This window comes from Bacteriovorax stolpii, assembly GCF_002872415.1.
In the GTDB taxonomy this organism is placed as follows: domain Bacteria; phylum Bdellovibrionota; class Bacteriovoracia; order Bacteriovoracales; family Bacteriovoracaceae; genus Bacteriovorax; species Bacteriovorax stolpii.
Genome location: NZ_CP025704.1, coordinates 2,058,890 through 2,075,564, shown reverse-complemented (window position 1 = coordinate 2,075,564; position 16,675 = coordinate 2,058,890). Strand labels below are relative to the sequence as shown.

The following is a 16,675-nucleotide window of genomic DNA, read 5'->3' as shown; positions in this document are numbered from 1 at the left end:
TGTTTACTAAATGAAATGCACGCTAAAAATTCAACTAACTTCATAAATTTAAAAGCTCCATAATCTTTTAACATTCCCTTACTAAACTGTTTCTCGAGGGGAGATTTATGAAATACATTTCGTTTCGTTTAGAAAATAATTCTTATGCAGTCTCGATACTAAAAATCAAAGAAGTGATTGCAGAAAAAAATATTACACCTGTTCCTCTCAATCCAAATCATTTAAGCGGTATTATAAATGTGCGAGGAATAATCATTCCGATTGTTGATCTATGTCTCAAGTTAAATTTAAGAACAGACGAAGATAATTTCAGGAAGACGATCATCATATTAGAGGTCAAAGACAAACTCATTGGAGTCTTAGTCGATTCTGTCTCTAGTATCCTGGACGCCAAGGCGGATGAGATCAAACCCGTTTCTGAGAATCTCATCACATTCAAAAAAAATTATATAGAGGGAGTCATCAGTGACAACGAAAGACTACACCTACTTATCAATCTCGAAGACGAACTAAAACTCGTCGCTTAAAAAATTAATAGGGGTTTAAAATGAAGAACTGGGGTTTAAGTGCCAAGGTTTACTTGGCCATGGGTTTCCTTGTCTTTGGAATTGGCGCCGTCGCCTTTAATGGTTTTTATCAAATGAATAAAATTAATAATGTTCTTCAGGACATTAGTATTGTTCAAATGAATAAGGCCAATAAAACTCAGGCGCTTTTAGAAAAGTTTTATCTTCAGCAGAGTATTGAGAAGAACTATATCGTTAACGTTGAAGAAGGTGCTTTTAAAACGGCAAAAGAATCAATTGAGAAGCGCGATGAAGAAATTAAAGCGCTTATTAAAGAAGGAAAGAATGTTTTAAAAGGGGAAGAGTTACAATCTCTCCTTTCTTTTGAAAAGATTTATCAAGAGTGGTTTATCTTAGATCAAAAAGTTGAAGGCCTGGCCCACGATAAAAAAATCAAAGAAGCGGCAAACTTGATTGAAGAGCATGGCCGTACTTTAAGAAAAGAGGCAGAGGCCATTTTAGAAGGATTAAGTTCTCAAGTAAAAAAAGATATTGATCAGGAAGCATTGATGGCACAGACAGACTATGATGAAGCAAAGATTTTCTTTGTAGTTTCAAGTCTTTTAACGATTGCATTAGGATTAGGAATTGCGACTTTGATCCTGAGAGCTCTTTCTAAATCCATGAACACTATTATTGAAAACCTTTCAGAGAATTTTTTGCAGGTGACCTCAGCCTCTCAGCAGATTGCCGCTTCTTCTGAAGAGCTTTCAACTGCGGCCACTGAGCAGTCAGCTTCATTAGAAGAGACAGCTGCTTCCATTCAAGAGATGAGTACAATGGTGCAGAAAAACTCTGACTACGCTAAACGCGCCAGCCAGATGGCCTTAGACAGCCGTGGAAGTGCTTCTAAAGGGAAAGAAGTTGTCGACAGTATGATTATGGCGATTAACGGAATCAATGACTCGAATACAGATATCATGAAGCAAATTAATCACAGTAATGCTGAGATTTCAAAAATTGTTGAAGTGATTGGTGAGATTGCCAAGAAAACACAAATTATTAACGACATCGTTTTTCAGACAAAGCTTCTTTCCTTTAATGCTTCTGTTGAAGCGGCCAGAGCTGGTGAGCATGGAAAAGGGTTTGCGGTTGTTGCTGAAGAAGTAGGAAAGCTTGCACAGGTTTCAGGGAACGCTTCTCTAGAGATCTCTAAAATGCTGGAAGAAAGTATTCACCAGGTTGAAACAATCGTTAAAAACACAGCGACTCAGGTTGAAGGACTGATTGGTAAAGGAAAAGAGAAAATCGAATCGGGGACAATGGTTGCTAAAGAATGCGGAGATGTCCTGGAAGAAATCGTTCATAAGGTTTCTGAGGTTACAAGTATGACGAATGAAATCGCAGTGGCCTGTGAAGAACAATCCAGCGGTGTTTTAGAGATCACAAAAGCGATGAATGTCCTGGGTCAGGTGACTCAGACAAATGCGGCCACATCGGCGCAGGCAGCGGCCGCTGCTGAGTCTCTTTCATACCAGGCAAATTCGCTGAAGTCTGTGGTTGATACTCTGGTGGTGACAGTTAAAGGTGCACAAGAGGAAGAAGCACAAAGGGAAGTCGTTAAGGATAATGTCAGAACAATTAAAAAGCCTGAAGTCAAAGCGAGTGTTGGATATATGAAGAAAGTTTCTGGAGAGTCATACTCACTTCCGGGAAACAATGACCCTAGATTTGAAGAAGTTTAAAAGAGATACAAAGAGCGGCCATTAGAATCTAAGTCCAATGGTCGCTCTGAAGTTTAAAATGTTCGTTGTTTGTTCTGTGCCGTCTGAAAAAGTTTCTGTTGAGCTAAGTGATTCAACAGATCCTTCAAAAACCATGGCCATACTTTTTGAAAAAGGCATCATATAACCTAAACGGGCCTCTGGTAAAAGAGTGACACGTCCTGAGCTTTTGTCGTCATCGACAGTGGTCTCAGACTTACCAAGACCAGCAGCTACGGTGAGATAGAAATTGTTTTTGTTATCAGAGAAGGTTACAAAATGATAAGTCGCTGCCACCGTTCCCATGATTCTTCTTGTAGGGATATCCAGTTCCGGGTTCTCAATTCTGTAGACTTCGTTATCCATTCTCGCACCAAAACTCATTTCAAATTCAGGCAAGAAGCGGTAGTTGTATTCCAGGGTCACGTTGTAGCCCGAGCGGCTCGAGTTTTTTTCATCGGCAACAGAAGACGAAGATTGAGTCAGTCCTTTATTGTAGCTGGCCTTAATCGCCCAGTTATTCTGCGCTCTGAATTTTTTATAAACTTCGTTGTAGTTAATGTCTGGAGTAAGGCTTGGATCAGCAGCGATTTCCAGAGCTACGTTTCCGTAGACAGTAGAGTTGGAGCTGACGATATCTTCTTTATTAAAAGGAATCGTAACCGTGCGGTCAACCGGCACCCAGAGAGAAAAATCGCGGTTAACTTCAGCTGCCTTACAAACCACGCTGACGTTGTCGTTAGCAAAAATAATCTCCTGGCCTTTCATGACTCCGTCTTTAATCCCTTTGGCCACCACAAATGACCTGCGGTCTTTAGAGACTGTTTGAATAACGGTCAGTTCTTCTTTAGCGTAAGAATTATTTACGAGAGAAAAAGTGAGAATTCCAAACAGAAACAGTAAGGTAGAGTGTTTTTTCATACTTATATTCTACCATGGGGCCCGCCAATAAAAAGACACACTTTTTTTTCCACCCCTTAGGAGAGACCGTCCGGAACACTCGGTTTTTATAGGGGGTTCTCCAAGGGGAAAGAAAGGTACCTGACAATGGATGTAGGAGATAAAATAGTAAAGGTCACATCATATTTTGCGATAAGTAGTTGAGGAGTTACGACTAGATGCTACTGAAAAGAAGTTTTATCAACACTTTTAAGCTCGCCACATTGATGATTGTGGTGTCTGCCTGTGTGCCAAAGGCCACGGAGAAAAAAGCTGTGTGTGGAGAGAATGAAGCGTTTAGTACAGTGACGAGAAGTTGTTACAGTATTGAAGAGCAAAGATATAAACCGGTAGGGACGAAGTCGTCTGATACGCTGGCCGAGGAAACTCCAAAAACAATCACGCTGACCTATACAGATGCAAATAAAGACCAGGCGGTTTCTTGTAAGGTGTCTGCGATTTCATCTAATATTGAGGCCATTTCACCGCTACTTTTAAATAATGGTTTGGAAAATAAAGCAGCTGATGTTTATGCAGCTTTTTACAATCTGGCCAATAGTATTCCGGTTCCAGATACGGCTACGGCTGCGACGTATAGAAATAATATGTTGACAGCATTCACTACGATGAGAACTAGTTTTTCTCAAGCAAGTATTGATAGTGCCATGACTGTGTTTGTGGCCCAGGCAACGAATCTTTTAACTCTCGCGACAAATCATCCTAGTGAGACGATTGTTCAAAATTATTATGTCTTGGGACAGACAATGCTTCAGGAGTTTGCTCCAATTAAAACTCAGGTTAATAACCGTTGTGAGTGTTCTGCTGGAGTTTGTACAACGACGATTTCACCTAAACTTCATAAATCGGGAAGTGCAGGGTTCTCTTATACAGTAACGGATGTAGATGGGGAGAGTGCTACGAAAGCAGTTTCTTTAACTATTTCTCCAATATCGACAGCAACAGCTTATTTACAACCAGTAGCCAAGTCGCTAAACGTGACAGGTGCTGAAAGTAATACATCTACACCAACGGGTATTAATTTTACGATTCCGGCAGCAGGGGATATCAATTCAACAGCGGCTGCAAATTTCCAGTATACTTTTGTTTCATCACCAAAAGGGACTGTAACAAACTGTATGAACCTAGCTGGTTCGACGAATGGAAAATACGATACGACTTGTACTTATACTCCGACAGATGGAGATGCGTATACGACTTCAACTCCAGCGGCAGCGACAGTCACGATTAATGGTGATATCACATATACTGCAGTTGCAAACGGAATTTACGGCAATAATATTTCGATTCAGTATTTTGATCTTCAAGATAGCAATTCACCTTTTACCAAAGCAGCTTCTTTTGGTTTGATTTCTTCATACCAGGAAAGTTTTGTTAGAGTAAATGGAGATGCAATAAGCATCTATTTAAACCTTGGGATTACGACAGCGCAAAAAGTTGCTGATTTGATTAATAATCATCCTCAAGCTAATAAGTTGGTTTCAGCAGCTGTCGTTGCGGGGCATGAAACACAAACGCCATCTCCAACAAGTACACCTTCTGCAGTTTCTCTTGCTGGCGGGGTGAATGCTTACGACACTATTACTTATAGAGTAAGTAATGGGATTTCTAGTTCTACAAATACGGGGACTATTCAGATCAATGTGACTTCGACGAATGATCTTCCGATGGTCGGAAGAGACTTTATGGATCTGTCAGTTTATGCACCATCTACTACCTTTCGTGAAGAAAAGACGAATCATTTAGTTACAATTGATTTGCAAGATGTAGATAGCTATGCTTCGGCAATGACTATTAATGCTGTAATAGATGAGAACTTGGCAACGTCAACAACTTGTCCGGCAATAACGACAGCAGGAATGCTATTATTAACACCAAATTCTAAGTTTATTGTAACTCCTCCAGCTCCTGCAGTCGCGACTTGTGATACTACGACTGGTAAATGTACAGCAACAGTTAGAGTTGATTCATTATTAGATTTTTATGGTAATGTATGTCTTTATTACTCAGTAACGGATTCAAGTGGTGCAACTTCAGTTAATGCTCAAGGTGTATTTATCTCTGTGACTGGAGTGAATGATGCTCCATTATTAAGTGAAACTGCTCTCGCACTAAATAGTCCATCAAACGCAGCAGTTACTCTCGTCTCAACTACAAATATGACGATCAATGAAGATTTAGCGTCACCATCAACGAGTTTTAAAAATATTTATGTTAGACCAAGTGGGGATAAATACGAAGCGTCAGAACTTACAACAGTGACCTTAAATAGTTCCGTCTCAACTCTGGTTCCCAATGTTGCTTGTTTAAATTATAAACCAGGGACAACAACACCGGTTAACAACGTTACAGCAAGTGTTAATGCGTATTATTTTGATATTACAAATCTTCGTTGTTATGTTGGAACAGGGACAACAAGTGCAGATTGGAAATTGTACCCATCATTAACAGCGTACCCGGCCGATTGTAATATAAATGTTTCTGATTCGACTACTTATGGAGCTGCAGTGCCTAGTGTTGCAACTACCATTGGTAAGCATTATCTAAACACGCTAAATAATAAGTGCTATATTTATACATCGTCTGGATGGGAATTAAATCCAGCAATTTCAAATTATAAAATCTCTTATGTTCCGGCAACAGATAAATCTGGAACAACTAATATTACAGTAACAGTGCAAGATAATGGTGGGACAGATGATTCTGGAGTAGATACACGAACAGGTACATTTCAACTAACAGTAACCTCTGTTGATGATCCACCTGTCTTCCGTTCATTTTTCACATCAATTCAAACAAACGAAGGTGGAGACACTCAGAGTGCAGGCTTTGTAGTTGATGAAGATGACGGTTCGACAGCAGACGAAGACAATCAGCAAATTAGAATTACGGCACTTACATCTGATAATACAAACGTGTTACCAATTTCTGCGATTAGTATTTTTTACGATCTAAATGATAATGGAGTGGAAGATGCTGGAGAGGCCCGTCCAAACACACTAGCTTCTGGAACTCCAACAGCGATTGTTATTGATGCAGCTGGTGTTGTAGATGTCAGCGCTCATAAAATTTATTTTAAATTGGATCCTGTCGACGGGGTTTCCGGGAATGCGAATATTGGAGTGACTATTTCTGATGGTGGTCCATTACCAGCTAACTCTGTTACAAAAACATTCTCTTTCATTGTTCATCCGATCGCTGCTCTTCACGGTGGATGGAATAATATTTCGTCTGTTGGTTTAAAAACAGACAAGAATGGTGCTCCTGTTGCAGAAGGAGAGACTCAGTGTAATTATAACCTTTCAACAGATACTCAGAAATGTGGAACTAATGCTTCTTGTACAGGGACAAGTACCCCTCACAGTACAATTATCCCGACAGCCGCTGGAGTTATTTTCTGGGATTCATCTAATAAGCGTTGTTATAGAAGTACAAGCAATACAGAATACTCTTGGGTTGATTTGAAAACATCGTGCCCTGTAACAAGAAAAGCGGGTGTAAATTCAGGTGAAAACTATTTTATTGATGATGATCCAACAAATTCGCTTACACCATCGTTTGTAGGACAATATGTTTTAGATACGGTAACTAATAAATGTTATGTTAGTACAGGCGTTACAGATGATGACTGGCAAGAATACGTTCCTGCAAAGGTTACGCTAGCTTGGAAGCCTTTTACGCTTGTTGGCTCTGGTCCAGAGAGTGGAGTTCAGATTGCTGGATGGAACGTCTATCGTCGAGAGAAAGACACTGATTATGATTTTAAAGGTGGTCACCTAAAGAATACATCTTCTACATCTGTCTTTACAATTACTGACCCAAGCGTAAGAACATATACAGATACGACAGCAGTTGCTGGTAAAGTTTATTACTATGTAGTTCGTCCAGTAGACAACAGAAGAAATTTTCCAACATATACGTCAGAGATTTTCTCGGAAGTTCGTGTCTTGGCTGCTCCGGCAAATTATTCATTTGTTCACCGCTGGATTGTAAACCAGGAAATGTGTAATGGTATGAACATTACAACAGGGACGACTCCTAATCATGTGGACCAAACAAGTAACTTCCGTTGTGAATACTCAGGACCAGGCTCAACGGGCGGTTATTATGACTATGGAAGAGACTTATTAGTTGATACACAAGAAATGGGGTGTGCTTATGCTCCAGCTCCGGCCTGCACTAGTAACGGGTGTATTGGGGTAGGTGCTCCAAACAATGCATGGGCAACAACTGCGAATGAACTTTACTACAGTCGTTCAACTGGTATTTGTTATCGTTCAACAGGATCATCTTCATGGGAAGTTCTGCAATCTTCTGCAACTCCAGCTCTTTATTCTGAAGGTGCAAGAACTGCACTTAACCCACCACTTGTTAACGTAACAAAAGATAGAGCTATGGCACTTTGTGCGGCGAGAGCTGTTCCAACAACAGCTGCAGATATGGATCTTTCTTCGACGTCTGTAACTCTTCCTAATAAGAAAGATTACATAGCCTATGCTTCTCATAAAATTTCAATCACTGATCCAGAAATTACTGAAATGGAACAAGGATTCTCACTTAACGTGCAATCACGTTGTAACGGAAGTGCAGCAAGTGGTTTAGAAACTGCTTATACGGATTCTGCGATTCCTTCGACATCATTTATTTATTCACTTCCAGGTACAGCTTCTTCAAATATCAGATCTCTATATACGGGATCAATTGCTTGGGGAAGTAGTAAAGGAACTGAAGCTTGTGTGTCTCGTTTTGGGATTCAAGATTTATATGGAAACGTTGCGGAGTGGGTAAATGATGGAATGAATTGCTCTGCAAACATATCTGGATCTACGCCGGTGAATAATACAAAAGTATGTACAGCTAAAACTGGGGGAACTTACAGTTTTACCGCGACAGATTTTGCAGGAACTTCTTCACCTACGTATGCTTTCAATAATATCATTGGACCGTTCTCTGAAGGTGGAGATGGTATTATTAATGCTTCAACGACTTCATTAATTCTGGCCAATGATGCTGTGGATACATCACTTAAAGTTGCAATCGGAGGGATTGCTGGATTCCCAAGTTCGGGTGTTATAAAAGTTGGAAACGAGTTGATGGCTTATTCAGGTCTTTCTTCAGACGCTACGGGCGGTTATTTTACAGGCCTAAGTAGAGGATATAGTGGCACGACGGCAGCCAATCATGCTTCAGGGGCTACTGTTGAATATTATTCAGACGATTCATGGTTAACGAACTGGACGTTCTCAGATCAATTATTTGGCGCAACTCACTTTATTTATCCATTAGGTCTACCAGTAACGAGTAATCTTGACCGCACAAACTTTAGTGCATATCTTGACTGGATTCTGGCAATCGGACCATCAAGCGGAATTACAACGAACAAACTTCATGAAGACGGTATTATTGTTAATGGTTCAGCTGCAGGTAACAAAAACTTTGCAGTAGGTGGAAGTTATCTTTCAGGAAATAGAGCAGGGCGTTTTAGCTCTGAGCTTATTGACAGCACTGTGAGTAGAGCGGATGTTGGGTTTAGATGTGTGATCCCGGTTGATGATTCGGCCTACGATACGGATTCTAAACACACATATCCATATTAAAAATTCATTTTAAATACAACCTCACAAAATTATATTTTTAATTTTTGCACAATTTTAAATATTCATATTGAATTATGTTATTTTTTTTGTAAAACCTTTCAAGTATTGCAAAATATTCCAATGCGACTACTTGACACTCCTTAAATTCATCAAGTTTAATTAAACAAATTTATTTACAGGGAAGTAAAGAGCCATGGAATTTTCATCGGGGAAAAGGATTTTTCTTTTCATTTACCTATTTGTTTTATTTCTTTCTTTTAATTCGAATAATTCAAACGCATTAGAGAACATTCTAGGGCAAGATGCTATTCTTGTTGGAGGTCAAGTTGATCTAAATGTAAATAATCATAAAGGAATTTACGAGAGGTTTAAGTGGATTGTTCAAAAAAACGATTCTAAATCAATTCCAAAAGTCTTTATATCATCAAGTAAGTTCAACGCTTTTCTGAATAAAACAGGAGAGTATCAGATTTATGTTCAAGGTTTTAAAGATGGTGAATGGATAGAGTTAGCATCAAAAAGTGTGATAGCTGTTCCTTCCGTTTCTAGTGAAATACTTAGCTTTGAAAATGTAAAACCTTCAACTACATGCCGGTTAACTCTTGGTTTATTCGATTGTTTTGAATTTCAGCGTAGTTTTGATATCCAAAAACCATCTGGAACTTATTCAATTGTTCTTATTAATGATCAATTAAAAAATGTTTCGGTAACTGTTAATGGTGAAAGCTTAACGAAAAGATTGAGTCTTAACGATCATAATGAAACTGTTGTTGAAAGAATAACCTTAAAAAAGAAAAATACTATAAGCATTAAGGTTGGAGCTCAAGGGATATTTGATGATCTAAATCACAGTTTAAATTTAAAGATAGTGAAAGACATTGATAGTGATGATTTAAGATCAGGGCAAACAATGGCCCAAAATCAATATGTAAAAGCGATTAATCAAAATAAGTCAGGTAAATATTTTGAAACAAACCAACCTCCTGCACCAACTGCTCAAAATATCAAAATTCTTCAGAATTTCCAAGGTGTCACAAGAATTTCTCCAAATGACCCAGACGCAAATCAGATTCATTCTTATGCAATTACCACTGGCCCTGAGAATGGAGTTGCGTATGTTACGGCGCAAGGATTTTTATACTATCTTCCTTTAAATAATTATTTTGGTGCTGATCAAATTGTTGTTCAAGTTAAGGATAATGGCTCTCCGTCTTTATCCGCATCAATTACTGTAGATGTTCAAGTTGAGCAGAATATCGCCCCAAATCCAATTGCTGTAGATATTAATGTATATCAAAATTCGATTGGGCAGACGTTTGTTAATCCAAATGATCCTAATACTGTTTCACAGTCTTTTACGTACGAAATTTATCAAAATGCAGCTCATGGAGCATTGACTCCATATGGTGCTCGATTTGCATATCGTCCAGCTCCTAATTATGTCGGCACAGATAGTTTTATTATTAAAGTGAGTGATAGTGGCTTACCGGCGTTGTCTGCACTCAAAACTGTAAATGTAACAGTTAACCCTAATACAATTCCAGTTATCAGCGTTGCTGATCAAACTATTTTTCAAGCTCAAAAGATTAGCTTGCCAGTGACATTCAATGATCCAGATGTAGGGCAAAGTCATTATTTTAGTATAGAAGGAAGGCCAACAAAAGGAACTGCAGTTATTAATCAACAAGGTGTTTTGTATTATTCAGCAAAACCAGGAGAAGTTGGACAGGATTCAATCGTTGTTGCAGTAAAGGATTCTGCAGGTGGAGTTGGAACAAAGAATATTCTAATTACTATTGTAGGTAATTCATTACCTATTCTAGGTGAGATTAATGACTTTTTCATTTTTCCCGGTGGAGTCGTTAATGCGACTATAACTTATACGGATGCCGACCTTAATCAAAAACATACGTTCCTTGTTCTGTCGAAAGGGAAACATGGAAAGGTTCTATTAACTCAGCAAGGAATTTTGACTTATATACCCGATGACGGTTTTATTGGAACAGATAGCATTACGATTGCGGTTAGTGATAATGCTAATCCGGTAGGAATTGCTTCAAAAGCAATTAATATTACAGTTCGTCCAAATAGTAAGCCTGTTGTTATTGCGAACGATTTAATTTCAATCCAAGGCGAAGAAGTTACAACTCAAGTTTCATTCACTGATGCAGATATCGGACAGCATCATACTTTTTCAATTGTAACGATGCCTGCTCATGGGACCGCTTCATTAGATCAAAGCGGAATTTTAACATATTCAGCGAATTCTGGTTATCGAGGATCTGATAGTATTGTTGTGGCAGTTAGTGATAATGTTAACCCGCCGGGTATTGGAACTAAGACTATAAATATTTCTGTTATTGATAATACAATTCCAGTTGTCGCAGGAAATAACATTGTTTTACCCCAAGGGGGAGTCGGAAGTACGTTAATAACTTTTACAGATCCAGATGTTGGGCAAACTCATACCTTTCAGGTACCAATCAGTCCATCCCATGGGACAGCTACTTTTGATCAAAATCACAACGTTAATTATACACATACTGATAAATGTTCGATTGCGCCTGATACTTTTTCTGTGAGTGTTGCTGATAGTGCAAATCCTCCAGGTATTGGAACGAAAACTATCAATGTGTCTTTCACTCCAAATACAAAACCAACCGCAATCATCGCTGACTTTTCTATTCAACAAAATGAATCATCTTCAAAACAGTTAACTGTTTCTGATCCTGATGCCGGTGAAACTTTTACATATTCTATTAAAAATGGGGCGCAGTATGGTAATGCCACAGTCTCTTCAACCGGCCTAGTGACATACACTCACTTAGGAATTGTCCCTTCGGCAACTGATACTTTTGAAGTGTCTATAAAAGATAGAATGGGGGATTGTTCTGGAGGTGAGGTTGTTAAGATTGTTAATGTCAATATTTTACCAAACCGCGTACCTACATTGAATATTGCAGATCTTATTGTAGAAGAGGATTCAAGTACTCAGACAATCATGAATGCAAATGATCCAGACCAATATCAGGTTTTGGATTATATTGTTTCGATTCCTCCTGTTAATGGAACAGTGGTTGTTAATCAATTTGGAAATTTAACTTACACACCTAATGCCGGATACTTTGGGCATGATGAATTTAAAATTACAGTTAAAGATAATGGGCAACCAATTTTAAGCGCTGAAAAAATTGTCAATGTGACTGTTGTTCCTAAAAATTCTCCACCTAACCCAACATCTTCTTCAATTGCAGTATTAAGTGGGTTAAACGGAAGTACGACTATTTCTCCAGGAGACCCGGATGTCAGTCAGATTCACACGTTTGAGATTATTTCATCGCCAACTCTTGGGACTGCAACGGTTAATAATTTTGGAGTCTTAACATTTATAGCAAATCCAGGTGCTGTTGGTCTTGAAGAAATTCAGGTTAGAGTAACAGATAATGGCACATTTCCTCAGTCGGCTATCGTATATGTTCCAGTTCAAGTTATTCAAAATTTGCCACCTAATCCTACTGCAATTAGTGAGCAAGTAATATCTGGAATGACGAGGTTATTTGCGATTTCACCAAATGACCCTAATGAAGCACAATTTCCTCAAGCATATTCATTTATTATTGAAACTCAGCCAGCTCAAGGAACAGCAGTTGTTGATGAAGAAGGGAATCTTTCTTATACGGCAGCTGTCGGTTTTGTCGGAACTATTACTTTCGATGTTAAAGTTTTAGATGAAGGCAATCCACAACTTTCTGGTCTGGCCCATGTCACATTAGATGTTTTAGCGAATTCGGCTCCTGTTGTTGCGTCTGCTTCTTTGACAACAGATTTAAACGTCTCATTAAACCATCAAATTCAATTTTCTGATGCGAACTCTGAGTATCAAACATTTACTTATTCTATCTCAGAGCAAGGTAGCCATGGAGTTGCATCAGTAGATGCCTCGGGAATGGTGACATATGAACCTGAAGAAGATTATTTGGGAGAAGATTCAATCGTTGTAACAGTAACTGATAATGGAAACCCAGCTTTATCTGGAAATGCTACATATTCGATCAATGTTCAAGATAGCAATAATATTCCTCCAGTGATGTCTGGAGTCAGTCATGTGTTTGAATCAACATCTGAACCAGCATTCGTACGATTCAATCTTCTCGATTTAATGGATACTGATGGTGAAATTGTTGAAACAAAAGTTGATTTTGGTGATGGTTCACCTATTTTAGTTATTAAGAAAAATGATCTTGGTCCAAATAATGGCCGTGCTTTTTTAGACCGTTTTAATCATTTTTACCGACAATATGGAACGTACCTTTTAACTGTTAAGGTTAAAGATAATTCAAATGCTGTTACGACAGAAACTCGAAGTATTGTTTATGGGCCTAACACTCCTCCTGTGCCTAGGATGAATTATGATGTTTTAGTTGGCCAGGTCCCCTTAACTATCAATTTAAATGGATCTCCTTCTACAGACGCTGACGGAACAATCCAACGTTATACTTTCAATGTTCTTAGAGCGGACAATAGGCAAAACGTTTATAGTTCTTCAGGGACAGGCATCCCAGCTTTTGCTCACACTTTGAATGCTCAAGGCAAATATATCTTAAGAGTATGCTTGGTAGATGATAAACAAGCGATTCGTTGTAATGAGCAGTTTGCCTACGCAGGAACCTCTCGGCCAGATTATGGTGGAAGAATTTCTTACGCTTCTTTCTCTGCGACTCCTCGACAAGGTTCAGCTGGATATTCAATTAGTTTAAATGGATCTGCATCAACAGGAGCACAAAGTGCACCGATTGTTGCTTATCAATGGAAAGTAACAAGCTTATTGTCAGAACAAAATGGAAGAATCTATTCTGATTTTGCGACCGGTGTAAGCGCTTCCATGATTCTTCCTTATTCTGGTCTATATTACATTCAACTGACAGTAACAGATCAAAATGGAAATCAGTCAACGGCCCAAACTTCTGTTATTGTAGATGGGCCTTCATCACAGCCAGAATTAATTGCAGTTAATTATGGAAATGGAACTTTTGGTTACAGACTTGAAACCAATGGAAAGCCTATTGATTCAAGTACTATTTATTGGGACCTAGGCAATGGTACATTTGCAACAGGGAACCAGGTTTTCACTACATATGGAATTGTTGATACTTATGCAGTCAAGGCTCAGGTCATTGATGCTAATGGAGTCAAATATGAATTAACGAAAACAATTAATTTAAATAATGACCCGACTTTCCCAAGTATTGTTATTGGGCAAGCACCTAACGGAACTTATAATCCAAATCAATCTTTTAATATTGATGTCAGTGGAACGACAGATTCTCATGGACCGTTAACATTTACTTGGACATTTGGAGAGGGCATTCCTTCAATCACAGGTGTCGGGAATGATTATGCCGTCATTTCTGGAACGTATCCGACTCCTGGAGATAAGAAAGTTGAATTGCGGGTGACAAACACTCAAGGTTTCAGCAGCCTTTATACATTTCCTATTACTTTTAGAGCCGCAGGGGCCGGAAGTCAAAATGGACCTTATTATCCTGGTTCTATTTATCCTGGTAGAGGGAGTGCGCCTTTAACTGTTAATACGGCTTACAACACTCTAAATGATAATTCAGCTCTGTATTATATATGGAATTTTGGTAGATATGATGGTGATATTGTCGTGACATCTGCTCCTAATGCTCAAAATACATATTATCATCCAGGTTCATTCGCAGTTAATGTCACATCTGTTTATGCTAATGGAAATCGCAAATCTAATTACATTGGAAATATAAACGTCAATTCATATAATCAAAAGCCCGTTGTTATAGGGCAAAATTTAACTCTTCATAAAAATACATCGGTGACAACCTATGTTTCTTATTCAGATCCAGATTTGAATATTCAATTACATAATTTCAGTATTTCGCAGCAACCGGTAAATGGAGTTGCCAGCATTTCAGCAAGTGGGAAATTGGTTTACATTCCAAATTCTAATTATCTAGGTAATGATACATTAAAAGTTCGCGTAACGGATAATGCAACAATCCCAGCATCTGGTGAAGCAAATATTAACTTTAGTGTCGTTGAGCCAAATGCTGGTAATGCAAACATGCCCCCAGAAGCTGACGATTTATACTATGGATTTGAAAACAGCTCTTATCCTAGACAGGTCTATTTTACACTTGCAGGACTACATGACCCCGATGGATTTATTTCTAAAGTAGTCTGGGATTTTGGAGATGGAAGTGCACCAGTTGAAATTACGAAAGAAATGCTAGAGGATGGGGTAGGTTTTGAAGAGTCTTATCATCTATATACTCAGAATGGAACATATCCTGTCATTGTAAAAGCTTACGACAATAAGGGAGCTATACTTACTGTTAACTCTTCTGTTGTAATGGCCGCCAATAGTTTACCTGTACCTCGATTTACTACAAATGTTACAGGGACAGGACCATACACAATTACGCTAAATGCTTCTGCTTCAACAGATGCAGACGGTACAATCGAAGAGTATTGCTGGTATGTAACTAAAGATGGAGATGAGTATCATGATGAGTGTGATAATAATCCAATTCATACTGTTGTTGTAGATGACCAAGGTACGTATAATTTTGAGTTTGGTGTAAGTGATAATGCTCATGGATCACGTTTTACTAATTTTAGTATGATGGTAGATGGTTCAGACCATAATCAAGATGTCCTGCCAAGTGCAAAAATTAATACTGCTCAATCTAGAATAGGGTCTGCACCGTATAGTATTACTTGGAGTTCTGCAGATTCTGTGGCCCAAAATGGGAAAACAATTGCAAAAACTCTATGGAAATTCTCAAGTAAAAAAGTTGTAAATTATGGTAATGCAGCTTCTCCTAACTATAACTATACAATTCCAGGTACTGATTTTATTACTCTGCGTGTTTTTGATAGCGCTGGAAAATCTTCAAAGCACACATTGCCTATCTATATAGGTTCAGCGCCAACACTCCAAGCAGATTTTTCAATTAAAGGAGATGGGCTGAATTTCGCTTTTGATGGCTCGTCGTGGTCTCAAGGTCACATTGCAGATTTTTTCCTTTGGGATTTTGGTGATGGACATTACGGGCTTGGTTCAAATGTGTTTCACAAATATGAAAAAGAAGGTGAGTATCGCGTAGTTCTAACAATCATGGATCTTGCTGGAAATGTAACTTCTAAAAGTGATATGTTGATTGTTGGTTCTGGAGTAAGGCCACCAGATGACAATATCTCATTTCCAAGTCCAAGAAGAGTTGTACGTGTTAATCAAAGTACAAGTTTCAATATTGTTGCAGGTGGTACTGGAAACTTTTCAACGAAGGTGGACTATGGAGATGGTACTTTTTCAAATAATATATTCGCCACACATTCATACAGTACAACAGGCGTTTATCGTGCAAGGATTTTAACAACAGATAATGATACAGGAAGATCGAAAGAATATGTTGTGTTCGTATCAGTTGTCACAGCACTTCAAGAGGATCCTAGCTTCTGGGTAACTCCAGAAGCACTAGAGACACCAAATACATTTAAAATTACCGTTAGCTATAACTCAGCAGAGTTTTCTCCAACTACCTTTAGATGGGGGATTCACGATGGACAAGGCCTAATCGCTGTAATGCAAACGTCAAGTCCTCAAACAACTTATACTCTTCCCGGGCCTGGAAATTATAGCGTTGAAGTGTATGGGACAGATGCAGCAGGAAGAGTTGATTATGGGGCAAATTCTTTTGTTGTGGGCGCTAAGATGAAAAATGCAAGAATGATAAAAGAATTGCCTACGAGTTATGTTAATAAGAAAAAAATGAATTACCTAAGAGTTTTAAAAAATAGAGTGGCTCACTAA

At 38.6% G+C, this 16,675-nt stretch carries 5 protein-coding genes; 4 read left to right on the top strand and 1 reads right to left on the bottom strand.

Features of this window, described 5'->3' with window-relative positions:
* The first annotated feature begins 107 nt into the window (after positions 1-107).
* Both C0V70_RS10150 and C0V70_RS10145 read left to right on the top strand, forming a co-directional pair.
* A complete protein-coding gene (locus C0V70_RS10150; RefSeq protein WP_102243750.1) occupies positions 108-527 on the top strand; it encodes a chemotaxis protein CheW in 420 nt (139 codons plus the stop codon).
* 20 nt (positions 528-547) lie between these two features.
* Entirely contained in the window at positions 548-2,251 is a 1,704-nt protein-coding gene (locus tag C0V70_RS10145; protein ID WP_102243749.1) for a HAMP domain-containing methyl-accepting chemotaxis protein, read from the top strand.
* 21 nt (positions 2,252-2,272) lie between these two features.
* On the opposite strand, the gene C0V70_RS10140 is transcribed toward C0V70_RS10145, so the two are convergent.
* A complete protein-coding gene (locus tag C0V70_RS10140) occupies positions 2,273-3,190 on the bottom strand; it encodes a hypothetical protein (protein WP_102243748.1) in 918 nt (305 codons plus the stop codon).
* 197 nt (positions 3,191-3,387) lie between these two features.
* Here C0V70_RS10140 and C0V70_RS10135 point away from each other — a divergent pair, with 197 nt between their 5' ends.
* Complete coding sequence (locus tag C0V70_RS10135) at positions 3,388-8,823, top strand: hypothetical protein (RefSeq protein ID WP_102243747.1); 5,436 nt, start codon at positions 3,388-3,390, stop codon at positions 8,821-8,823.
* A gap of 193 nt (positions 8,824-9,016) precedes the next feature.
* The gene (locus tag C0V70_RS10130) at positions 9,017-16,675 is read left to right on the top strand and encodes an Ig-like domain-containing protein (protein ID WP_102243746.1); all 7,659 of its coding nucleotides are present in this window, start codon (positions 9,017-9,019) and stop codon (positions 16,673-16,675) included.